This is a genomic window from Streptomyces sp. NBC_01525 (assembly GCF_045040405.1).
Classification (GTDB): domain Bacteria; phylum Actinomycetota; class Actinomycetes; order Streptomycetales; family Streptomycetaceae; genus Streptomyces; species Streptomyces benahoarensis.
In genome coordinates this window covers 6,489,652-6,513,867 of sequence record NZ_CP109397.1, presented here as the reverse complement: position 1 = coordinate 6,513,867, position 24,216 = coordinate 6,489,652, and the positions used below count along the sequence as shown (strand labels likewise).

Sequence of the window (24,216 nt, the reverse complement as noted above, 5' to 3'; positions counted from 1 at the left end):
CCGTTCACCGTGTGGTGCGGGGGCGGGGCGCGCGGTGCCCGGACGGACGGACCGGAAGCGGAACCGGCCGTCCGGGCGGTGCCGGTGTGCGGTCAGCCGCCGATGTTGACGTCGACGCAGGCGTAGAAGGCGTTCGCGGTGTCGGCGATGTTCCAGACCGCGAGGACCTTCTGCTTGCCGGTGACGCCACCGAAGTTGACCTGGTGGGTGACGGTCGCGCCGGGCTGGGCGCCGTGGTCGTCGAACTCGGCGACCTTGTTGCCCCCCACGTAGTACTGCCAGGTGCTGGTCGCGTGGCGGGCCGTCAGCTGCCAGCTGAAGCTGGCGGTGCTGCCGACCGGGGTGACCTTCCAGCCCTTGGAGTCGTCGTCGAGGTCGGCGAACTGGCTGTTGCCGCCGCTGCAGCTGGTCAGCCCCTTCGGTCCCTCGACGCTCTGCGGCTCCCACTTGATGGGTCCGCAGTCGACCGTCCCGGCCGCGCACTGCGCCTGGCGGCTGGGCGGGTTGGAGATGTAGCCGTGGGCGCTGGCGGAGCCGGCCGGGACGGTGACGACGAGCAGCGGGGCGATGGCCGCGCCGATGCCCAGGGCCAGCCTGCGTTTCTTGTTCATGGCATACCTTTCGCGAAGGAGGCCACCGCGGAAGACCTCGGGACGCGGCGCCGCCTGGCACGCACGCCCCCGGGCAGCCTCGGGAGTGGGGGTGAATGACGCGAAGGTGGTGCACGGTGGGACGGGCGGCGGCCTGCGCCCGGTGCCGACACCGGATGCGAGGGCCCGACCCGCTCACCAATTGGTCTGGACTTTACTCGTTGTCTGCGTACGGTCAAGAGGTCGGGACGGTTCCGGGGTACGGGCGGGACATCTGAACAGGGGACTGTTCCGACGCGTCCGACCACTGCGAAAGTGGCCGCGGAACAGCCAACTGCCGGGCGGGATCCGGCACGCGAGAGGGCGGGCAGATGGAACAGGGCGGGCAGACCACGTCGGGCTTCAAGGTCACTCCGGAGATGATCGCCCAAGCCGCCAGCTCGTGTGACAACACGGCGGCGGACGTCGAGATCAAGCTCCAGAACCTCAAGGCGTACGTCATCTCGTTGGAACAGTCCTGGCAGGGCATCGCCCACAACACGTTCCAGATCTACATGGCCGAGTACGACACGTACGCGCAGATGCTGCACAACGCCCTCACCGACATCGCGTCGGGCCTGCGCGGCAACGAGGTCAACTACAAGGAATCCGAGCAGGACAACCTGAACCGGATCAGGGCCCTCCAGGCCGAGCTGCCCACGGCCCGGCTCAGCTGACCACCGAACCGACCGGCTGACCGCCCAAACACTCAAGGAGCGTCGTGGCAGGAATCGACGGATCGTCCATCCTGGTCCGCCAGGAGCTGGAGACCGCAGGCAAGCACATCAATGACCTGTCGGAGCAGATCTCGGAGGAGCTGCATCAGCTGATCCTCCTGCTGCAGCCGATCTCGGAGACCTGGACCGGTCAGGCACAGGTGTACTACGAGGGGCTGCAGGCGGAGTGGAACACCGCCGCCGAGGGCCTGTTCGGACCGGGCGGCGTGCTCGGCCAGATCGCCATGGCGATGAACGTCAACTGGTCGAACTACTCCGAGGCCGAGTGGGCCAACGTCCGCACCTGGCAGAGCAGCGCGAGCTGAACACCCCGTTCACCTCCGCTTCTTGAGCAGTACCGCACACCGCACGAGAGGACCTGACAGCACCCGATGGCCGATGAGCGCTGCCGGATCACGGTCGTGGGCGAACACAGGCAGGTGGACCTCGCGGTCCCGGCCCGTGCTCCCATCGCCGAGTACATCGATGACCTGGCCCGCCTGTGCGAGCTGGAGGAGAACGAGCTGATGCCCGCCGCCTGGTCGCTGGCGACGGGGACGGGCGGGGCCATCGCGCCCGAACGCAGCCTCGCCGACCTCGGCATGGCGGACGGTCAGCTCCTATACCTGCGCGACGTGGTCGCCGACGAGTTCGACGAGCCCGTCGTGCTGGACGTCGCCGAACAGGTCTCCGAGGTCTCCGAGCAGGCACTGGACCGGCGCTGGGACGCCCGGTCGCGGACTGTGACGGTGATGGCCTGCGGACTGGTGTGGTGGCTGGCCGCGCTGGTGCTGTTCGCCGTGGCGCAGCCGGTCGAGCCCGCGGTCACCGGCACCGCGGCCGCCGCGCTGGGCCTGCTGCTGCCCGGACTGTCGTGGCTGGCGACCGAGCGGCGCTGGGCGGTACCGGGCTCGGTGCGGCTGGCGCTGGCGCTGAGCGCGATCCCGTGTCTGGCGGTCGCGTCGTGGGCGCTGGTGGCCCAGGAGACCGCGCCGTCCGCCGCGTTGACCGCGAACGGGACGACCGCGCTGTGCCTGGCGGGCGGAGTGCTCGTCGGTGCCGTGCTGGCCGCCGTCGCGTCGATGGGCGTCACCACCACCGCGGTGCTGCTCGGCGCGCTGATCGGCACGGTGGTGACCGGTCTGCTGGTGCTGTTGAAGGCCGACACCGCGCAGTGCGCCGCGGTGATCGCCGTCGTCGCGTTCGGGCTGCTGCTGATCGCACCGGCGACGGCCGGGCGGGTGGCCGCGTTCGGCTACCGGCGCCAGGGCGGGTCGACGCCGGAGGGCGCGGAGCTGGAGACCGCGGTGCGGACCGCGATGCTGCTGCTCGCGCTGTGGGGCGGTGCGCTGTCGCTGGCGTGCGCCGTCGCGCTGGTGCTGCTCGGCACCGACGGCACCTCGCCGTTCAGCGCGGCGATCACCGCCTGTATCGGGCTGGGGCTGCTGCTGCGGGCCGGTGCCGCGAAGGTCGTCGTCGAGGTGGCGCCGGTCGGGATCGCCGGTGCGATCGGTCTGTTCACGCTGCTGCTGGCCGGGTCCGCGCAGCTGGATCTGCCGGGCTGGTCCGGTCCCACGGCCGCGGTCGTCGTCGGTGCCGTGCTGGTGCTGTACGGGTTCCGGCGGCTGATGCGGCCCGAACTCCCGTCGATGCGGCGCCCCCTCTGGTTCGGCGGGCTCGGCGCGGTCCTGGGCGCCTTCGCCATCCCCCTCACCGTCGCCGCCTTCGGCGTCTTCGACCAGCTCATGGGCATCGGCCGGAATCTGTGAGAGGCGACGTGCGGGCGGCGGGAGGGTCTCGGCCGGGGCCGGCGGCGGACTGCGCGGTGGTATCCGCGCAGTCCGCCGGCCAGGCGTTGGTGGTGACCGCCGTCCGGCGTCACAAAGGTGCGCCGGAGGTACCGTCCGGTGCCGGGTCGGCGGTGTCCGGTACGGCGGATGCCTCTGTGGTGCCGTCAGTTCTTGCCGAGCAGCAGGGAGCGGGAGCGGCTGGCCATCGGGCCGAGCGCCCGGCCCGGAGCGGGCAGCGCCGGACCGTCGCCACCGGCCGCCGCGGGGTCGCGCAGCAGGCCCAGCTCGATGGCGGTGCGGGTCAGGTCCGCCTTGTTGCCGACGTTGAGCTTGGTACGGATGCGCTTGACGTACGTGCTGACCGTGGCCTCGGTCAGGCCCATCCGGCGGCCTATCTGGCTGTGGGTCAGACCCTCGGCGAGCAGGCGCAGCGCCTCCAGCTCCCGGCGGGCGAGCGAGCGGGGCTCGGCGCCGCCGGGCTGCTGCAGTTCGGACTGGAGCCGCGGCACGAGCGTCGAGGAGAGGTGGAAGCCACCGCTGACGACGGTGTCGACGGCGCGCAGCAGCTCCTCGTCGTCCACCCGTCCGGTGACACAGCCCAGCACCCCGGCGCGGACGGCCTCCAGCACGCGGTAGGGGCGGTGGAAGTCCGAGACCAGGAGGACCGGGGCGCAGGCGACGAGCCGGGCCAGGGTCTGTCCGGGCAGTTCGGATTCCGCGGCGCAGTCGTGCACGGGCGGGCCGTACAGGATGGCGTCGGGTCCCGGGGTGCCGAAAGGGAAGTCCTGCACGCGCTCCATCGCGGCCACCACGTCGAGCCGTGGGCTCTGGGAAAGCACCCTCTCCAGTCCGTGCCGGACCAGATTCTGATGCTCGATAATGGCAATTCGCGCACAATTGGACATGCGTATTCCCGTCCTCAGGTCAATGCGTCACGCTCAGATCCCCCGCTCGACACGCTATCCGGGCAGCGAGTCGATGCCCTTTCAATGTACCGGACAAAATCAACAGTGCACGGATCGATGGGGATCCGTGACAGAACCATGGGGTCGCAGGTCAGAGCGTTGACGCAGCATCAAACCCCGCACAGGTACACCGGGGACGGATCCATCGCCACCATGGTTCCCCATCCCAGGTCACGATTGCATAATATTTCGCCACGGCCGCGTAATAAATCCGTATGGCACCGCAAGACAAATCGCTCAAGCTGAAATGAATTTTCCTGGCGGACATTTTCCGTTTACCCCTCGGCGGTATTCTGTGCCGCCTGTCCCTTACGGCAAGACAATTTGGAGAGTACGTACGTGGCTGAACAGGAGAAGCCCCCGCAGCCCGCTGCCGAGGCACCAGGCCGCCTGCCGGAGGAGGACCGGCACGGCTTCGTCTCCGCGTTCGTGGGCGGCGTCCGCCCCGACGGCGAACAGGGCAAGCCCGGCAAGCGTCTGGTGGCGATCGGCATCGCCGTCGTCGCCGCGCTGAGCCTCGGTGCCCTCGCCATCGGCGTGCTCAGCAGCCCGGGCGACAAGAAGAACCAGGCCGACAAGGTCGCCCCGGCGGGCGCCACCGCCAAGGCCGACCACCACCAGGACGGCAAGGCGCCCTCCAACAGCCCCGGTGGCAACGCGGGCGGCACCGGCGGCCAGCAGCAGACGGTGCCGGACGGTCAGCGGATCATCCCCGCCGAGGACAGCCCCACCACGGGCTCGGCGCACACCCCGCCGTCGCCCTCCGCCACCAAGGACGAGGGCAGCAAGACCGTTTCGCAGAAGTCCGTCCCGTCGTTCACCGCGCTCGCCGGGTACGGCTGCCCGTCGTCCGCGAGCGCCAAGATCTGGGCGAAGGACCCGAACTTCAGCCAGGAGGCGGGCTGGCTGAAGTCCACGAGCGGCGGCTACACCGGCTCCGGCTGCAACGGCCAGTACCTCTCCCTCCCGATGTCCGGCTCGTCGACGAAGTACGACGCGACGCAGTACGTGCTGTGGAAGTTCGACTACCGCACGAAGATCAAGGGCGCCGCCTCCTGCCGCCTCGCGGTCTTCGTGCCGGGCAGCTCCGACATCCGTTACGTCGGCGGCCACCCCGCCAAGTACGCGGTCTACGCGTCGGACCACAGCGGCGGCACCCCCGCCGGGAGCTTCGACGTCGACCAGGTCAACAACCACGGCAAGTGGCTGGCCCGCGGGCCGTTCAAGGTCGACGGCGGCTTCGTGACCGTCAAGATGTTCAACACCGGCATCGACTACACGTCGTCCACCAAGGACGCGCACGACGCTGCCGGGCCGGTCCAGCTCAGCTGCACTCCGGCATGATCGGGCGGTCCAGCGGCTCGGCCGCACTGCGCGTCGGAGCCCGGGGCTGGGGCGGGCACCGCACCATCGGCGCGGCGTTGCGCGCCGCTGGACCGGGCACCGTGGTCTCGGTCCAACCCGGTACCTACACCGAGAACATCATCCTGGAACGGGACATCAGCATCGTCGCCGAGCAGGGCGCCGGAACGGTCCGCCTGGTGGCCTCCCGCGGCACGCCGCTGACCGTGCTCGGCGGCGCCGGGGAGGTCCGCGGGCTCACGGTCCAGGGCATCGACCCGGATCAGCCCGCGGTCGCCGTGACGGGCGGCACCGCCGTCCTCGACGGCTGCGAGATCGCCAGCGGCCGCGTCGAGGTCACCGGCACCGCCGCGCCCACGCTGCGCGACTGCCGGGTGCACGGCGCGGGCGGGCCCGCGGTACGCCTGAGCGGGGACAGCCGGGCGACGCTGGAGCGGGTGACCGTCACCGACACCGGCGGCACCGCGTTGCTGGTGGAGCACGGCGCGGACGCCACCGTCACCGGGCTCAGCGTCAACACCGCGGCCGGGCACGGCGTTCTGATGCGCGGACCGGCCACCGGCAGCTTCACCGACTGCGAGATCACCAGGACCACCAAGGCGGCGCTCGCCGTCGAGGACGACGCCCGGCCCGTGCTGCGCTCCTGTCGGCTGACCGACGGCGCCGCCCAGGGCGTTCTCGTCACCTCCTCCGCCACCGGCGCCACCCCGGCCCCCGCACCGGACGACACCGACGCGGGCAGCGGCCCGGAGGGCGATGCCGGGGCGTCCGGGAACACCGCGGGCGTGCTGCTGCACGACTGTGAGATCGCCCGGAGCGGCACCGCGGGCGTCCAGGCCGCGGGTCCGGTGCTGCTGACGCTGCGTTCCTGCCGGATCGACGAGTCCGGGGGCGTCGGCGTGCTCGCCGCCCAGGGCGCGGTGCTGCGGCTGGATGCCACCACCGTCGGCGACTCCGCCGACAGCGGTCTGGCGGCGGGCGGCACCGCACAGGTCGAGATGCGCGGCGGTGGCCTCGCCCGCTCCCGCGCCAACGGCGCCTTCGCCACCGACGAGGCGCAGCTGACGCTGATCGACTGCGCGGTCACCGACAGTGCCTTCACCGCCCTGCACCTGGCGGGCTCCGCCCGTGCCACGGTCCGCGACGGTGAGCTGCGCGGCACCCCCCAGCACGGCGCGCGGGTCACCGAACGCGCCCTGCTGACGCTCACCGGAACCCGGGTCGAGTCGGCCGAGCTGTCCGGCATCGCGGTGGACGGCGGTGATCTGACGGCGCGCCGCTGCCGGGTGACGGACGCCGGTACGGGCATCAGCCTGACCTCCGCGCACCGCCCACTGCTCGACAACTGCGAGATCACCGACTGCGGCACCGGGCTGGAGGTGACCGCGGACACCGGCGCGCTGGTGGCGGACACCCGGGTGCGCGGCAGCCGTTCGGCCGGGGTGTTCCTCGGCGAGCGCAGCACCGCCTGGCTGGACAGCTGCGAGATCACCGACAGCAAGGGCAGTGCCCTGGTGCTGTGGAACGGCGCCCGGCCGCGGGTCAGCGGGACGCGTATCGCCCGCTCCGCGAAGAACGGCGTGTACATCGCCGACGGCGCGGCGGGGCTGCTGACCGACTGCGACATCTCGGCCACCGGCTTCCCGGCGCTCTACGTCGGCAAGGACGCGAAGCCGGTGGTGCGCCGCTGCGTGGTCCGTGACACCGACGAGGACCTGAAGCTCGCGGACGGCGCGGAGCCGGTCTTCGAGGAGTGCCGGGCCGACGCGGTGAAGGACAGCACCCTGCCGGTGTCCGCGAAGGGCCCCGCGCCGGCCGGCGCCCGCGCGCTGGCGGCGGGCGGCGCGCCCGGCACCGGCCCGTCCCTGGGCGCCGAGACCGTCGAGGCGTCCGCCGAGTCGCTGGAGGACCTGCTGGCCGAACTCCGGGCCCTGATCGGTCTGGAGCGCGTCAAGCAGGACGTGGAGACGCTGGTCAAGCTGATGCAGCTGGTCCGGCGCCGCACCGAGGCGGGCCTGCCGCCGCCCCCGCTCAGCCGCCATCTGGTGTTCGCGGGCAACGCCGGTACGGGTAAGACGACGGTGGCCCGGCTCTACGGGCGGCTGCTGGCCGCGCTGGGGCTGCTCACCCGCGGGCATCTGGTCGAGGCGGACCGGGGCGCGCTGGTCGGTGAGTACGTCGGCCACACCGCGCCGAAGACCACCGCGGTGTTCCGGCAGGCGGTCGGCGGTGTCCTCTTCATCGACGAGGCGTACGCGCTGGTGCCGCACGGCCAGGGCAACGACTTCGGTATGGAGGCCATCTCCACGCTGGTGAAGCTGATGGAGGACCACCGCGAGGACGTGGTGGTGATCGTGGCCGGCTACCCCGATGAGATGGGCCGGTTCATCGACGCCAACCCCGGTCTCGCCTCCCGGTTCACCCGGACCCTGCTGTTCGACGACTACGACACGGACGAACTCGTCGGCATCGTGGCGCAGCAGGCCGAGCAGCACCGCTACGAGTTGGGCGGCGCGACGATGGACACGCTGGCCACGTACTTCGCGGGCGTCGAACGCGACGACCGGTTCGGCAACGGCCGTACCGCCCGTCAGCTCTTCCAGCGGATGACGGAACGTCATGCGGCGCGGTTGGCGGACTCCGCACTGCTGACGTCCGCGACGTCGGACGAGGTGGACGCCGAGGCGGAGACGAAGAACCTGGTGACGCTGTTGCCGGAGGACATCCCGCCGATGCAGACGCTCTAGGGACACCACGGCAAAGGGCCGGGGCACCGTTTCACGGGAAACGGTGCCCCGGCCCTTTGCGTGCCGTCCGGGCCCGGTGGGCGGCGGTCACTCCGCGATCGGCTTGCCCCGCGGTTCGGGGAAGACGGACGCGTGGTCGGCGTTGGCGTAGTAGGTGCCCGCGCGGTCCAGCCGGACGATGAACTGACCCGCCAGCTCGATGGCGTTGGCGCACTCCGCCAGCACCTGGTTCATCTTCGGGACCATCGCTGCGGCGTAAGCCTTGGCGGCGTCCTGCACCTGCTCGTCCGGTTCGTTGCCGCCGTTGTGCTTGGCGTAGTTGGGGCTCACGCCTTTGGCGTTCTGCAGGCTGTGCGTGGCGCTGCCGTCCTGCTTGCCCCAGTCGTCCTTGTGCGTCGCCTGCTGGCCGAACGTGGCGTTGTCGGTCGAGGCCGTGTAGACGATCGCCTTCAGCGTCTGGTAGTTGGCGACCGAGCGCCGGGACGACTCCAGCATTGACTGCATGGTGTCGACGATGCTGCCGACGCCCACGTTGATCGCCGGGTGGATACCCGCGGACTGGTTGTCGCCACCGCCCCCGCCGCCGCCCTTCGCCAGGTAGGTGGTGATGGGCGGCGCATCACCCCAGATCATCGACAGGGTGGGAGGCTGCTGGTACGAGGGGACGATCTGCCCTTCCAGCTTCTCCTTCTCTTTCTGTTCGTCCGACTTCCCGTCGTCCTGGTGCGGATCCGCTTGCGGCGGCCCGTCCTTCTCGTCCTCCCTGGGCGGGCCGTGCCGTGAGTTCCGCGGGTCTACTGCCATAGCTGCCTTCCACCGGGTGCGCTCGGGTAGGGTCCGGTCAATCCCACCTCATCCCATCGGATGCGGCGGCGGCCTGCCAGGTCCCTGTTCAGAAAGACGCCGACGGCGGCGGGCCTGGGGAAGGTCCCCGTTCAGAGACACCGCGCCTGTCGGAGAATTTGGGGCGTACCCCGGGTCTGGCGGCCGCCGCTAGGCTCGCAGGGTGGCCTCTCATACCTTGACCCTGACCGAGTTCCGCGTCGAGCTGGAGCACCTTCACGACGCCATGTCCACGGTGAAGGGCTGCACCGCCAGTATCGAGAACGACGTGATGCTCGTGAAGCAGGTCCTCAACCTCGCCGAGGGCGTCTGGCAGAGCCCGTCGGGCGCGACCTTCGGCAACCTCCAGCGTGAGTTCGGCGACAACATGACCGTCCTCGTCGAACTGCTCCGCGACATGTCGACCCGGCTGCACTCGGCGTACGAGGAGTACCGGCAGGTCGAGGAAACCAACGCCAATAACTTCCACAAGCCGCACTAGCCTCGCGGACCGCGGACGCCGTCGCGCGACGGGCCGCCCGGCCTTCCGGTGCGGCGACGATGCCGGGCGTCAGGACCACGCCAGCGAGGGAGCCACCCGCGTCGCCCGCCCCGGCCCGGAGTGTGCTCCCCACCCCCTCCAGGAGCACCGGTGAGCCCTCAGCAGCAGCCCGACCCCATCGACCTCGACCCGACGAAGGCGCCCGTCTACGGCGCCCGTGGCGCCAACAACGCCCAGATCAATGTCGACGCCCAGCTTCTGCGGATCTTCAGCTCCCAGCTCGGCGGTACCGACGGCACCGGCGGACTGGTCGAGAACCTCGTCTCCCAGATCTCGACGATCAACGCCGTGATGGGCGGGCTGAAGCTCGCCTGGGCGGGCCGGACGAAGGACGAGGTCGAGGCGTTCTACGAGCGCTGGGACGCCTGCATGACCGACCTGTTCGGCAAGCAGGGCGACGACGCGAGCGCGCAGAACGCCATCCTGCCGCGCATCGCCTTCTCGCTGGGCGCCGCGGGCAACAACTACCTCCGGGCCGAGGACAACATCGTCAAGGAATTCACCGATTTCAAGAACCAGATCAACGCGGATTCCGGCGGCGAGGGCGGGGGCGGCACCACCTCGCCGCAGAGCATCAGCGACCCGTCCATGACCGCGATCGCCGAGACCTACGGCTGACGCTCCCGCTGCCCCGGCCACCGCGCCACGGCACCCGCTCCACCCTCCGCACCACCGGCGGTGCTCCCGGCACTCCGGGGACACCGCCACCCCTCCCCCACTCCGTTGACTCCGTCCCACAGGTGATGTCGCCATGTACGAACCCGATCCGACTGTCACCGACAGCATCTACGCGCTCGGCAACGCGTGGATCGACTTCAGCGACCAGCTGTGGGAGGAAATGTCGGCCATGGACGCGGCCGTCCACGGGATGCAGTGGAGCGGCGACGCCAACAACGTCGTCCAGGACTCCTGGAACACCCTGCACAACCAGCGCATCCAGATCGCCGTGGACGACGCCCGGCAAATGGGCAACAACATCAACGCGTTCGGCGACTACATCAAGACCTTGCAGGCGCAGGAGCTGCACGCCGCGGAGATGGAATCGATCAAGGCGCTGATCGAATTCATCCTGCCCGCGATCGCCGCCGTCGCCCTGGCGGTGCTGCTGCCGCTGTCGGCGGTCGTCGCGGCGATGACCGCGGTGCTGGAGGCCATGGGCGCGGTCATCGAGGGCGCCGCCGCGGCCGCGGTCTTCGCCGCGGGCATCGCCACCGACGTGGCCATCCAGGCCGCTGCCCAGCTCGGCTTCGACATCGCCGCGCAGGCGTTCGCCTCGGCCGTGACCGGCACCGCCATGCCCGACTTCGGGAGCGGCGAATGGTGGAAGAGCGAGGCCGTCAACATGGGCCTCGCGGGCGCCGGCAGCCTCCTCGGCCCGGGCATCAAGGGCATCGGGATGGCGAAGAAGGGGCTGAGCGACCTCACCCACGGCGGCTCGCCGATCAAGTCCCCCGACATCAAGCCCGCCGAGATGACCACGCCCAACGGCGGCGGGGTCGGTGGCGCGCCCACAGGCGGCCTCACCGGGGGCGCCACCCCGACGTTCAAGTCGCCCGGCTCGATGACGCCGGCCGGCGGCGGCGCGAAGGGCATCACCGGCCACGCGGAGAACACGCCGTTCGCGCCGAACGGGGCCACGCCCGGCAAGGGCGGGCCCGGCGAGACCTTCACGAACGGGCCGAAGGGGGTCCCCGCCAAGACCGACGGAGGCGTCGTCGGCGGAAAGACGCCGGTCGAGCCGGGGCGCCCCACCCCGAACGTCACGCGTCCCGACACCTCGGTCACCGGCGGAACGGCGCCCAACAAGACGCCGGGATCCCTGAACCAGACCCACGCCGAGACCTCGCCGTCCGTCAGTCAGCAGCACGCCCCGGCCACGTCCAAGACGTCCACCCCGAACGAGACGGCCCATTCGTCCTCGTCGGGCGGGACCACCGGCACACCGGCGGCCAACAAGCAGCCCGGTACGCACCCGTCGGCGAACGAGCACGCCCCGAACAACCAGAGCCAGAAGTCGCCTTCGCAGGGCGCCTCGGCCAAGACGGAGGACACCACCCACTCCCGAACGAACAACAAGAACTCGGAGCAGATCGACCACGCCCCCGAGAAGTCCGCCGGCGAGAACAACACCACCGACACGAGCGTCGGCGAGGAGGGCACCCACCAGCAGCACACCGGCTCCGAGGGCGCGTCGGTGAAGGCCGGGGACGAGGCCGTCTCGGTGGGAGGCCAGGCCCAGAAGGGCACCCACGAGACGTCCGTGGTCCAGCAGGCGAAGACGGAGCACGTCAACGGGGGCGCCGCCAAGTCCGAGAACGCCAACGGGGGCGCCGCGAAGACGGAGGCCACCCAAACCGGCGGTGCGAAGACGGAAAACGTCGGCGCCACCAAGACCGAGACCACCAACGGTGCCGCCAAGTCGGAGGCCACCAACAACACCGTCAAGACCGACAACGCCAACACCGGCGCCGCGAAGACGGAGCACACCGGCAACTCCGCCAAGACGGAGCAGACCCACACCGGCGCGGCCGAGAAGCAGAACCAGAGCGCGTCCGCCCAGAAGCAGCACGCTCAGGACTCGGCGGCGAAGGAATCGGCCGTCACGAAGGACACCGCGAAGGACACGGGCAAGGCGTCCGCCACCACCAAGGAGACGCAGTCCGGGACCTCGACGACGAACACCTCGTCGAAGGGCACCGCCGCCGACAAGACCGGCGAGCACACGCCGACGAAGACGGAAGCGAAGGCCGAGACCAAGGCAGAAACGAAGGCGGAGACCAAAGCCGAGACCAAGGCGGAGACCAAGGCCGAGACGAAGGCCTCCGCCGAGAACACCGAGCACACCTCCGCGTCCTCCGACAAGAAGGCCGCCGAGGACCACAAGGTGGGGGCCGAGGGCGAGAAGAAGGCCACCGCCGAGCACCGGACCGCCTCGCACGCGTCGGAGTCGGGCGCCCCCGGCGAGGGGCACGCCGGGCCCGCCACGAAGCACGACGCGGGCGAAGCCGCCCATGCCAACGCGGCGAAGGAGCACGCGGAGCCGTCCGCCACCAAGAAGCTCGCGGACACGTTCACAGCGGCCAGGAAGCAGGCCAAGTGGGATGACGTGAGCGGCTCGGTGAAGAAGGACTTCGCCGACAAGCTGCAGGCGGCGGATCAGGTCAAGGAACTGGCGTCGAAGGAACACCTCCACGAGGGGCTGGAGAAGGCGCAGAAGCAGTTCGCCAAGACCGCCAACACGTCCAAGGCCCTGCGGGACCTGGACACCGCCGAGCGGCAGACGGTCTTCGACAAGGCCGTGGACGAGCTGCGTGCCAAGCACGAGAAGATCTTCGGAAAGCTCCGCGACAACCCGGATGTCACCACGGCTCAGGTCACCAAGGCCGAGCAGCAGTGGCAGCGCGAGCTGAACAAGATGAACGACACCTACCGCGGGCGCGCCAAGCTGTACCGCCTGGAGGAGGAGTTCGAGCATCGGATCGACGGCCTCGTGAACAAGGCGAGGGGGGAATGGCGCGGCCTCGACGAGGAGTTCGCCGCCTCCGCCGCCAAGGAGTACCGCTCCAGCCTCGAAAAGGCCGCGGACGCCTCCTCCGGGCCGCTGAAGGAGAAGCCGCACTGGCAGGTCCTCGACGCACGGGACCAGTTCGCCACGATGGCCGACGACATCAAGCACGGCATCATCGACGAGACCCTCCGGAAGAACGCGTTCGACGACATTCTGGGTCAGACGCACAAGGACATCGACAGCAGGCTGGCCGTGGCCCGGGACACCGACCCCAGCTGGTCCCACAGCGACCTGAAGGCCCTCGGCGACCGCTACCACGAGGGCGCCCGGAACCACTTCTCGAAGATGGCCGGGGAGGAAGGCGCCAAGACGCTGCACAAGCCGCTGCCGAAGAAGCTCACGCCCAAGCTCAGCGGCAAGGAGATCAAGGCCGCCGAGGACAAGGTGCTCAAGAAGTGGGGCGCCGAGCACGACACCATCGTCAAGCAGCTGGAGTCCGAGCTGCAGGCGGCGGAGGACGTCCGGCACTTCGTGTCGGAGCTGCCGACCGTCCTCGACGACACACTCCTGAACGCTTCCTTCAAGGATCTCGGGCACGGCTCCGCCGGCCGGATGCAGCACACCAACAGCGTCCACGCCTCGCTCAAGAGCGACGCGGAGCAGCTGCTCGCCGACATCAAGAGCAAGCCGGTGGGCGCCAAGACGCCGGGCCTCTCGGCCGATACGGCGTCCGCTCTGTCCAAGCTGGACCACAGCATCGCCGATCGCTTCCGGTTCGAGGCCAAGGTCCACGACCTGTGGGATCCCCACGGCCCCACGTCCCTGCCGCACGCGAAGGACCTCGGCGGTCAGGGTGACTGGGTGAAGTCCCGGCTGAACGACCTCGCGAAGGACGCGGTGGCCGACGTCCGCAAGGGGCTCGGCACCACCGACTACTCCGCCACGCACGTCAACGACGCGGTGACCCAGCTCGACAAGTCCCTGACCGACATCAAGAACTCGGCACACGAGCTGGCGCAGACCGCCGACCAGCTGCCGAAGGTGAGCGCCGAAGCCGACCAGGCATGGCACGATCTCACCGACGGCCGGAGCGGCATCGACCCCGCCGTGGCGGAGCAGATGAAGGCGGACTTCCGGCACGAGTGGCTGTCCGGTTTCGACAAGGTCTACGCAGACGGCCGCTTCCACGGCAGCAGCTGGACGCCCCCGAGGGCGAGCGACTCGCCCTACCAGCATCCCGCTCTGGCAGCGCAGCACGCCGCGGCCAAGGAACAGCTCGTCGGCCACTACCAGCACGTTCTGGATGTGTCCGAGGAGCGGAACATCCATCTGTCGAAGCTCTCCTCCGACGTGGAGAAGGCCGCGGCCGACTGGAAGCCGCTGGACCAGCGGCTCAAGACGGCGCAGGGTCCCGTGGACAAGGCCGCCCTCGCGAAGGCGAAGGAGACGGCCGACTTCCGTGAGGTGGCCGGGCTCCCCGAGTACAAGCCGGCCGCCGCGGACATCAAGGCCGTCCTGGACGACGTCACGGCCGACCTCCACGCCGAGTTCAAGAAGCTCACCAAGGCGCCCGAGCCCGGCACGGTCGTCGAGCCGGAGTCCCTGATCCACTCCTGGTCGGACGTCCACAAGAAGCTCATCGACAGCCTGCCGGAGCGCTTCGACGCGCGGGCCCGCGGGGCGGGCCCCGATCCGCAGGTCACCAAGGCGTTCGACGACCACCTGTCCGGTACGGCGTACCAGCAGAAGCCGCTCCCCAAGGACCTCGTCGACCTCGTCAAGTCCAAGTACACCGCGGAACTCCAGGCCAAGCAGGAGGCCGCGGGCGGCAAGGAACTGTCGCCCGCCGATCTCCACGAGCTGGGCGACCCCGCCGACCGTCTCGCCTTCGCGAAGGAGGCGGAGGCACGTACCGACGCGTTCATGAAGGACTACGACGACGCCGCCGCCAAGCGCGGTACGGACATCGCCGACGACACCTTCCGCAACGACGGCGGCCGGGAGAGCTGGCGTCACGGCGTCCGCGACCAGCTGCTGGACACCTACCAGGACATGCGGCAGTTGCGCGCGGACGGGCTCGATGGGCCGCACGCCACCGACCAGGCACTGCACAGCACCGCCACCCGGCTGCGCGAGCATCTCCGGCTGGAGCAGGAGGTGTTCCCGGGCATCGAGCAGAAGCTGGAGGACGCCGCTCTCCGGCACGACATCACCACCGTCGACGCGCCCTTCGCCAAGGCGTTGGAGAGCCTCAAGAAGGACCTCTCGGCCGCCGTGAACGACGCGTTCTCGCACCTCCCCAAGGAGGAGGGGGTGTGGCACACCGCCGTCGACAGCGCGGCGCAGAAGAGCCGGAACGCCGCCGACCTGATGGTGGGCGAACGGGCGCTCGCCAACCGCGTGAAGTACCACCTCGAGGTCGAGGCGCACCTCGCGAAGACGCGCAACGCCATCGAGAACTCTCTCCTCCACCACGAGACCACGCTGGAGCGTGTCGCGGACGAACTGGCCGCGAAGATCGAGCAGCTCGCCGAGAAGCACCTCGGCGACCTGCGCACCGGCAAGCACATGATGCTCGGCGGTGACCTGGACCCCGCGTTCCGCGAGTGGCGCAACGAAGCCGACAAGCTCTTCGACAACCGCTACGCCCACCTTGACCAGGATGCCTTCCGGCAGGACGCGGCCTTCGAGGCGGGCGAGGTCTTCGAGAGCAAGTTCGGCGACCACTCGGCCTTCGACAACCTGCGCGACCCGAAGTGGCACGGCAGCGCCGACGTCATACCCGCCTTCCGGGACGACTGGGTGGCCCTCCAGGACCACTTCTCCCACCCCTCCGCCACCGATCTCACGTCATGGCTGGCGACCGAGAAGAACACCTCCGACGCGTTCCAGAAGGGCGTCGAGAAGGTCGACGCCGCGCATCAGCTCCAGGCGGCGAAGAAGCTGGAGAAGCACGGGGCCACGGAGGAGGCCCCCGCGCCGAAGCCGGAGGGTCCGGCCCACGACCCGGCCGTCGCCGGCACAGGCCGGGACGGTGCGGGCACCCGGGGAACCCTGCAGGACCACCTGGAGCCGGAGAAGCTCCAGGACCGCTCCGGGCCGCAGCAGCACGCCGCGCAGGAGCAGGCGGGGAAGGACCAGCAGCTCCAGACCCAGGAACGGCCTCAGTCCAAGGAACAGCTCCAGGCCCAGGAACGGCCCCCGGCCAAGGAGCAGCTCCAGACCCAGGAACAGCTCCAGGGCCAGCAGCAGATCACCGTGGAGCTCGACGCCCCGGCGCTCACCGGCACGGACCGGAACGCGTCGGACGTCTCCCTGAAGCAGTCCCTCGGTGAGGAGCAGGTGCCGCAGAAGGAGGGCACGCAGCACACCACCGAGCCCGCCCGGTACCGCTCCTGGAAGTACCACTCCCACCTGGAGTCCGGCCGGGCGCACTCCGCCTTCGACAGTTCGACGGCTGCCTCCCGTCTCCAGCGCGAGTTCTCCGACCACTTCGTCCGGGCCGTCACCCAGGAAGGGCGGTCCGACACCCAGGCGGCCGAATACGCCGCGCAGCAGGTGCGCGACAGGTACCAGCAGGCGTACGAGAACTGGCAGGTCCGGGAGGGCCTCAAGGACGAGTTCCGCTCCGTGCTGAAGCAGGGGCCGCTCACCCCCCGGCCCGGCCTGATCCATCACATGCTGTGGAACAACGACCTCAGCGGCCACCAGGCGCACTGGGACGGCCAGGTCTGGGAGTGGTACGACGGCAAGCTGGCTCAGATGGAGCTGGAGTACATCGAGATACGTACCGCGCAGACGCCCGAGGAGCGGGCCCAGGAGCTGTCGCCCGCGATCACCAAGGCGTTCCGGGCCAAGGCGCTGCACCTGACCGACAACGCCGTGCCCATGGCGGAGCTGACCCACAAGCTGAGGTCGTACTTCAGCTCCTACGGCTTCCAGGCGGACAGGCATGTCTGGAGCGAGGAGACCATCGCCTGGTACCACGCCGAGCAGTCCGCCAGCAAGGCGCAGGCGATCAAGGCCCTGGAGCGTGCCCCCGGCTCGCTGGCGGCGGTCAAGCAGCAGTACGCCGAGCAGATGTCCCTTCTCCGGGAAGGCGCCCGGTACCGGGAGGACCCGGCCCTGCTCGGCGAGGACACCACGGCCTTCACCCCCGTCCCCTCGCACGTCGGGCACGACGACTGGCGGGTGCCTCTGATGCGGAAGGCCGAGCAGCGCCTGCAGGAGAAGTACGAGGACCTGCTCGACCAGGCGGCCCACGACGCGGCCTACCGCGAGCAGGTCCAGGAGACCGTCGAGACCTGGGCGCAGGAGGAGGAGCACACCCTGTCGCCGCAGCAGCTGGAGCAGCTGAGCGACCAGGCCTCTCGCATCCGGAACCTGGAATCCGACGCCTCCCAGGATCTGCGGGAGTCGCTGCAGCACCACTTCGATGCGCTGAAGGGCCGGCCGGACCTTGAGGCCGCGCACCGGTCCGCCCTGGCGGAAGGCCGCGCCGCCTTCACGCGCGCCATCACGTCCTGGAGCAACGGCCACCTGCCCGGTACCGACGCCGCTTCCCCCGCCTTCGTCCTCGACGAACAGCTCGTGCAGCAGGTCGCGACGGAGGAGTGGGCCCTCTTCGAGAAGAAGCTCGGCAAGCACATCCGTGCCACCTTCGCGACGGTCGAGGACCTCCGGGGCGAGCGCCTGTCCGAGAACGTACAGCGGGGCAACGCACAGCTGCGCACGCTTCTCGACGAGCTGCCTTCCGCCCTGGACCGGCGGGCGTTCCGCGCGTCGCAGTGGAACCGCGCGGAAGAGCAGTTCACCGCCGCCACGCAGCAGCTCGACGCACACCTGACGGAGCCGCAGAAAGACTTCCTGGAGCGCTTCGACGCGAAGGGACACGTCCTCTCCCAGGCCGGCCTGCGGGTGGTACGCGACCGGATGTACGCCGCGCTCGACAAGGCGCTCCCCCCGGTGTCCGGCCTCACCTCGGTGGCGCGCGGGGAGAACCCCGGGGCGCTGGAGCGGTGGGACGAGCAGTTCACGTCCGTGCTGGCGAAGGTGCCCGCGCAGCTGATCGTGCAGATCGCGCGCGAGGCCGTGGTCCTGGCGTCGCTGAAGGAGGTCGCGACCGCGGCCGCGGCGCTGAGCACGCCGGCCGGCCTGGCGAAGGAACTGCTGGGGCACTTCTCCGACTCCGTGCCGGACACGGCGCCGGCCCTGGCCGTGTCGGTGGTCCAGCGCTCCGTTGCGGCGGCTGTGAGCACCGCGTTCGACAAGATCTCGACCCGTGGCTGGTCCGCGAAGGCCCTCGACGCGTGGGATGCCACGTACGAGAAGCTGGTCGGCGGCGAATCGCTGCAGGCGCAACTGACGGCCGTCGTCGCCAGGGTGTCCGCGCGGGAGGCGGCCGAGCGGTCCTTCACCGCCCAGCTCACGGACTGGCAGGCCCACCACCCCGGGCAGGAGCTGACGGACGAGGCGATCGAGCGGGTCGGCACCGACTTCCGCAAGCGTGCCGCGGAAGCCTTCACCGCCTCCTTCGGCCGGCTGCCCGGCACGGAGGACATGTTCGCCGGGGTGCTGGACTGGAAGCGCCGGATCCGGCAGCTGGAGAGCGCGCTCTTCGACCACTTCCGCTTCGAGGCGGAGACCCCGGCCGCTCTGCACGCCGCCGCCGACGCGTACACCACGCTCACGGAGGACCGTTCGGCCGACGAGACCACCCTTGTGCAGCTCGCCTCCGCGCACCACAAGGACTTCTTCTCCGCATACCGCGGTCTGTGGGCCCCGCGCGACCTCTCCGCGTCCTGGCTGGAGGAGTACGACAGCGCCCCGAAGACGTCACCGCACCCGGCGGAGCACACCCGTACCGACGAACCCGCCGTGGCTCGGCAGGACCTGGCGGGGAAGGAACACCACGAGGCCGGACCGCTCACGTCCCCCGGTCTCACCACCCTCACCGTCCCGGTGTCGCAGTCGTCCCCCCAGTGGTCCGACTCGGACACGCTGCTGGACGAGCAGCTCATCCTTGCGTACATGAACGACGAGCCGTTGCCGCTCCAGGCCGAGGAGCAGCTCGCGGACGAGGTGACGCAGTTCCTGATCGGGAATCTCGTGGACCCCGTACAGCTCCAGCAGTTCCTGGAGAGCCACGCGGCACCGGCCGAGGCCCACACCACCGACGCCTTCGACCGCGCCTTCTACGAGCGCAACGGGTTCACCCTGCCCGTGGCGCTGCACTACTACCAGCTCTCCGGTCTGCTCGGCACCGAGTCCGTCCTCGCCGTCCTCCAGCACTTCTACGGGCCGCGGTCCCCGCAGGACGGGTGGGACATCGACGTACGCCATGTCGCCGAGGGCGTGCGGCCCCAGAGCCTCCCGCAGGCGCAGGCGTTCGCGCACCGGCTGTACGTCCTGCTGGAGAGTGCCCGGAGCGGCCGGTACGACGCCTACTGGGGCGCCCTGAAGCAGCTCGACGGCCTCGGGCGGGAGCTGCGCAAGGTGTGGGTGGTCGAGGACGCGTTCGCGGAGCTGTTCGGTACGAGCCTGCGTGACACGCTCCAGAGCCTCTCCCCCACCGCGGAGCTCGCGCAGGCCGTCGGCCATGTGCTCGGCGACGTGGTGGACACCCAGCCGGTCCCCCTCGCCCGGGTCCACGCCTGGTACGCGGAGCTGGAGACGCTGCAGTACCTGCACCCCACCATGGGTCAGCTGCCGATGCCGAGCGGCCACCCGGAGGACGGCTGCTACCTGCGGGCCCACATGGCGGCGACGAAGCTCCAGCAGTGGGGCGCACCCGTCGAGAAGATCATCGTTGCCCGCGCGCATCCGCTGCTGAACGTGCGTTCCATGAACGCCGCGGACTCCGGCGTCTTCGAGCCGGGCCTGGTGCAGTGGCATTACCACATCGCCGCCGGCGTCCGCGCCGTGCGGGACGACGGCACCACCGTCTTCATGGTGCTGGACCCGGCCCTGGGACTCGGAGCGGTGCCGTACCAGGAGTTCCTGGCCGCGATCGGGGTGACGGAGAGCGAACCGCAGCTGCGGTTCGAGGGGCCGCTGGAGCAGGTCGCCGCGCAGATCACCGCGGACCACCTCGCGTCACCGGACAGCTGGACCAGGATCGGCTCCTTCCTCTACCCGGCGGACAAGGCCGTCATCGTCCTCACCGACCCGTTCGCCGGCGACTTTCCCAGCCCGCAGCGCGGGTTCCACCACTCGATGCGCGAGGTGGACGAGACCCACCGGGGCTGGCTCGACACCCTCACCGAGCACACGATGGAGCAGTTCGCCCGCGAGATGGTGGCGAAGGCGCGCAAGGGCCTGGCCGACCGGCAGAGCGATCCCGGGTCGGTGTCGCCGGAGTGGGCGGCGGCCACCTACGACAGACTCCGGAACGCCGGACTGCTGAACGAGAACCCCGATGTCGCCATCGGCCTGATGGCGCTCCTGCCGGAGAACCATGCGCCGTCCTCGGGGGCCATCGAGTCGGATATCGACCGCATCATCCGCGAGGCGGGCGGATCACCGCAGTTCACGGATTTCGCCCACGCGCCCGCGGTGACGGACTTCGACCCCTCCACCGACGACTGGGAGCTGTACGTCCCGCAGCACTTCCCGCAGGGCGCCCTGCTGTCCCAGCCCGGTGCGCAGGGCACCCGCTCGACGATCGGCTCCTGGCTGTCGGTCGACGCGGCGATCGCGCGCGAGCAGGAGCTGTCCGAGCGGTTCGGCGTCGAGATCGGTCCCCTGGAGCCCGGCGGCGCCCACTTCACCCTCGCGGAGCTGAAGGTGCTGGAGGACCTGCTCGGCAGGGTCCCCCGTGCCCACGTGGCGGACAACCCGTACCTCCAGCGCATCGTGCTCGACACGAGCGGCGCCTCGACCGTCTCCTCGTACCACGTGAGCTCCAAGACCGTCCTGGTGAGCCGGCCGTTCGGCATGCCCGGCTGGCTGTACCCGCTCCTCAGCCGTGAGGGCACGGTGCAGCGGAAGGTGATGGACCAGGTCTCGCTCCTGGGCTACCCGGGCCTGACCACCGCCGAGGCACTGGGGCTCGTCGGACCGCCCCGGCACGTCATGGGTGGCGTCTCCGACGTCCTGGCGCAGGGCAGCCTCGTCGCGTGGACGCTCCGGCACGAGCTGGGGCACGCCGTCGAGCTCGGCGCCGGGTGGGAAATCCTCCACGCCGGCAAGGAGGAGTTCGGCGGCTGGCGGACGCACGACACGCCGAAGAAGCTCAGGGCCGTCGCCGTGGCCTTCCTCGACAAGGTGGGTATCGAGGGCGACGAGCAGCTGGTCCGCGACCTCGCGGAGCTCATCCAGCGGGACGAGGCGAGCAACGGTCCGGACCTTCAGGCGATCGAGTCGATCCCCGCGAAGCTGGCACACGGCGACACGGAGCGGCACGCGAAGCTGACGACGCTGACCGGCCACCTCAAGGCGGCCATGGCGCAGCCGTGGACGCTCGACGACGGTGGCATCGACGACGTGGGCCACGACGGGCGCATCTACCAGGTCACCCACGACACCGGCCAGTGGGTCAGCTACCACGCCCCGGCCCGCGCACACGCCGTGTCCAACTACCAGTTCGCCACGCCCGACGAGTGGTTCGCCGAGGCGTACGCGGCGTTCCACGACCCGCGGACGGTGAACTCGCCCCGCGAGCGTCTGCACCCGGCGGTGCGGGATTGGTTCGCCGCCGAGGAATCCGGGTCCGCACCGCAGCAGAACGCCGCCCCCGGCAAGCCGCGCTCGGCGGGTCAGGTGCAGATCGACGTCGCCGACATCAACAACCGGGTGATCCTCAAGCCCGGTACCGGCATCAGCACGGGCCGCTCCTTCCACACCCCGGAGGAGGAGGACGAGCGGCTGCTCGTCCACACCGATCTCGACCTGCGCAACCGGCACTTCGCGCACTTCGACCCCGCCCGTCAGCAGGGCAGCCAATACACCGTGTTGCCGACCGACCTCGCCCCCGTGCCGTGGCAGCCCGAGGACGACCTGTACCTGCTCCTGCTGCACGGCGAGAAGGGCTGGCTGACCGTTCCGGTCAACGGCAAGCCGGTGCACGTCTCCCCGCAGGAGTTCGCCAGGACCGTCATCAACCGGCGCGACAGCATCGTGGAGCTCAAGCGGCGTGCCGGGAAGAACGCCTGGCTGGTGCTGGCCGCCTGTGAGGCGGGCGCCGTGGACAAGGACGGCAAGTCGGTCGCGCAGACGGTGGCGGACGAGACCAGGATGAAGGTCGCGGCGCCCACCACGGTGCTGAACGCCATCCCGGGCAAGAAGGATTTCAGCTTCCTCGTCCACCCGGATGCCGACGGCAACCGGGGCGCGTTCCAGGTGTTCCACCCGTCGCACGCCGCCTCCTCGTCCGGTGACACCGTCACGCAGCAGACCGACGAGGGGCCCGTCCTGGTGCCGCCGACGGTGATCAACGCGCCGTTGCCGGTGACGCAGAGCGCGCCGCGCTCCTCGGGCACGTTGCAGCAGCGGCTCGACGCCATGGCCGCGGCCAACAACTGGGGTTCTCTGGAGGCCATCACCTTCGCGGGGATGCCGCGCGAGCTGACGGTGGGCGGCACCCACGGCACGCTCGCCTCCGTCCCGCAGGACCTGCACTTCATCTGGGTCGGCGGCCGGATGGAGGACGCCACGCTGGAAAACCTGCGCACCTGGGTGGCACGGGCCGCGGGCTCCGGCTGGACGGTGAACCTCTGGCTCGACGCCTCCGCCCAGGCGGCCAACGGCCCGCTGCTCACCGGCGAACTGTCCGCCATCGCCGTCCGGAGCATCGATGACGCGACGCTCTACGACCGTCTCCCGGAAGCGGTACGCGATAAGGTGCGCGCGCTCGCTGGGTTCTCCGTCTCCCGCGGCGCGTACTTCGCAGCCAGCGACATCATCCGCTTCGCGCTGCTGTGGCACTACGGCGGTGCGTACTTGGACGTCGACATCGCCCCCGGAGACTTCACCCTTCCCAAGTCCCCGCTGCAGATGGCGGTGGACGGTCCCAACCTTCCGCTCATGGCGCCCATGCTGCGGGACCACGCCGTCTTCGAGAGGGTCCGCGGCCATCTTCGCGACGCGGGGCTGCCGCTGGGCACCACCATCGCCGACCAGATGGAGAGCGTCGCCCGCTACCGGTACGCCCGCGGCGACTACAACGGCAATCTGCTGGTCACACCGCCCCGCTCCGCGTTCCTGGAGCATGCGTTCGCCCAATTGCCCGACCCCGAGGTGCCGGCCATGGCGCCCGAGGAGGACTACACCTCCTGGTTGGGGCAACACGCCACCAAGCTGTTCCAGTTCCAGAACTTCATCGACGCCAGCTCCGCGCTGACCGGACCGGAATTCCTGGTCAACGCCGCCCGCGAGTACGCGAAGAACTTCGACGTCCCGACGGACGCGGAGTTCCGGCCGCTCAACGTGGAGCTGCGGGACCAGTGGCTCCCGCTGCAGTGGATCACCGACGAGAGCGACATCAGCGCCGCCGAGACCACCCCGGTGCTGTCGTCGTTCCCCCCACTGTCCCTGGAGCAGCAGGCCAAGCTCACGTTCCAGATCCGTTCGCGTCGCGGTCTGCTCGCACCGGGCCGGCGGGTGGGCGGCCCGCCCCCGCTGGACCAGACACAGCTGCTGCGGACCGTCGACGTGGTGAGCGTCCACGACCACCTCTACGCGGACCGGCGCGGCGGCGACCGCGACCTGTCCGTGCTGGTCTCGCTGCGCAGGCTCGCCGAGGTGATCGAGCGCCGGAACGGCAGCACGTTGAGCCGTTTCACCGTCGGGTCCCTGGACACGCTGGTCCACGCGACCTTCGGCACCACCACGGTCACCGACGACCACCGCCGGCTCCTGGTCGACACCGCACAGAAGGCCAAGCGGCGAGGCCACCCGCTCACCGTCGACGCCCTCACCGCCGCGGCCGGTGCCACCGGCACGACGCTCGACGTCAGCGAACTGCCGACCCAGTCCGCACCCCCGGTCCGCTCCGAAGCGAACACGCAGAGCGACGACTCGGTGACGGATGACGCCGGCCTGGCGGCCTGGAACGCCGAGCGGCGCGAGCCCGCCTACTTCTATCGGGACGAGGAGTCCCTGCCGGCCGCGATCGCG

At 70.3% G+C, this 24,216-nt stretch carries 11 protein-coding genes (1 of these 11 only partly in view); 8 read left to right on the top strand and 3 right to left on the bottom strand.

Features of this window, described 5'->3' with window-relative positions:
- Nucleotides 1–92: 92 nt before the first annotated feature.
- Nucleotides 93–611, bottom strand: coding sequence for a lytic polysaccharide monooxygenase auxiliary activity family 9 protein (locus OG422_RS28075; protein WP_143939775.1), 519 nt, complete (start codon nt 609–611; stop codon nt 93–95).
- Between the two features lie 350 nt (nt 612–961).
- On the opposite strand from OG422_RS28075, the gene OG422_RS28070 reads away from it, so the two are divergent.
- From OG422_RS28070 to OG422_RS28060, 3 genes are all read left to right on the top strand, one after another.
- Nucleotides 962–1,306 (top strand): WXG100 family type VII secretion target, encoded by a 345-nt coding sequence (locus OG422_RS28070; protein ID WP_143939776.1) that lies wholly within the window; start codon nt 962–964, stop codon nt 1,304–1,306.
- A gap of 44 nt (nt 1,307–1,350) precedes the next feature.
- The gene (locus tag OG422_RS28065) at nt 1,351–1,671 is read left to right on the top strand and encodes a WXG100 family type VII secretion target (RefSeq protein ID WP_143939777.1); all 321 of its coding nucleotides are present in this window, start codon (nt 1,351–1,353) and stop codon (nt 1,669–1,671) included.
- A gap of 66 nt (nt 1,672–1,737) precedes the next feature.
- On the top strand, nt 1,738–3,114 hold the full coding sequence (locus OG422_RS28060; RefSeq protein WP_405746908.1) for an EsaB/YukD family protein: 1,377 nt from the start codon (nt 1,738–1,740) through the stop codon (nt 3,112–3,114).
- A 185-nt stretch (nt 3,115–3,299) separates the two neighbouring features.
- Here the strand turns inward: OG422_RS28060 and OG422_RS28055 are convergent, their stop codons facing one another.
- Nucleotides 3,300–3,935, bottom strand: coding sequence for a response regulator transcription factor (locus OG422_RS28055; RefSeq protein ID WP_251076395.1), 636 nt, complete (start codon nt 3,933–3,935; stop codon nt 3,300–3,302).
- 504 nt (nt 3,936–4,439) lie between these two features.
- Here OG422_RS28055 and OG422_RS28050 point away from each other — a divergent pair.
- Nucleotides 4,440–5,444, top strand: a complete 1,005-nt coding sequence (locus tag OG422_RS28050; protein ID WP_405746906.1) for a hypothetical protein — start codon at nt 4,440–4,442, stop codon at nt 5,442–5,444.
- Nucleotides 5,441–8,209, top strand: coding sequence for a right-handed parallel beta-helix repeat-containing protein (locus OG422_RS28045; protein ID WP_405746904.1), 2,769 nt, complete (start codon nt 5,441–5,443; stop codon nt 8,207–8,209). Before OG422_RS28050 ends, OG422_RS28045 begins: the two co-directional genes overlap by 4 nt.
- Before the next feature lie 87 nt (nt 8,210–8,296).
- On the opposite strand, the gene OG422_RS28040 is transcribed toward OG422_RS28045, so the two are convergent.
- On the bottom strand, nt 8,297–9,013 hold the full coding sequence (locus OG422_RS28040; RefSeq protein WP_405746902.1) for a hypothetical protein: 717 nt from the start codon (nt 9,011–9,013) through the stop codon (nt 8,297–8,299).
- 202 nt (nt 9,014–9,215) lie between these two features.
- Between OG422_RS28040 and OG422_RS28035 the strand changes: the two genes are divergently transcribed.
- The 3 genes from OG422_RS28035 to OG422_RS28025 all read left to right on the top strand — a co-directional run.
- Complete coding sequence (locus tag OG422_RS28035) at nt 9,216–9,533, top strand: WXG100 family type VII secretion target (protein WP_405746900.1); 318 nt, start codon at nt 9,216–9,218, stop codon at nt 9,531–9,533.
- A 150-nt stretch (nt 9,534–9,683) separates the two neighbouring features.
- Nucleotides 9,684–10,211, top strand: a complete 528-nt coding sequence (locus OG422_RS28030) for a hypothetical protein (RefSeq protein WP_405746898.1) — start codon at nt 9,684–9,686, stop codon at nt 10,209–10,211.
- A 133-nt stretch (nt 10,212–10,344) separates the two neighbouring features.
- Nucleotides 10,345–24,216 carry the start of a protein-glutamine glutaminase family protein gene (locus OG422_RS28025; protein ID WP_405746896.1) on the top strand. It continues 26,286 nt past the right edge of the window, so 13,872 of the gene's 40,158 nt are visible here — the first part of the coding sequence; the start codon lies at nt 10,345–10,347; the stop codon falls past the right edge of the window.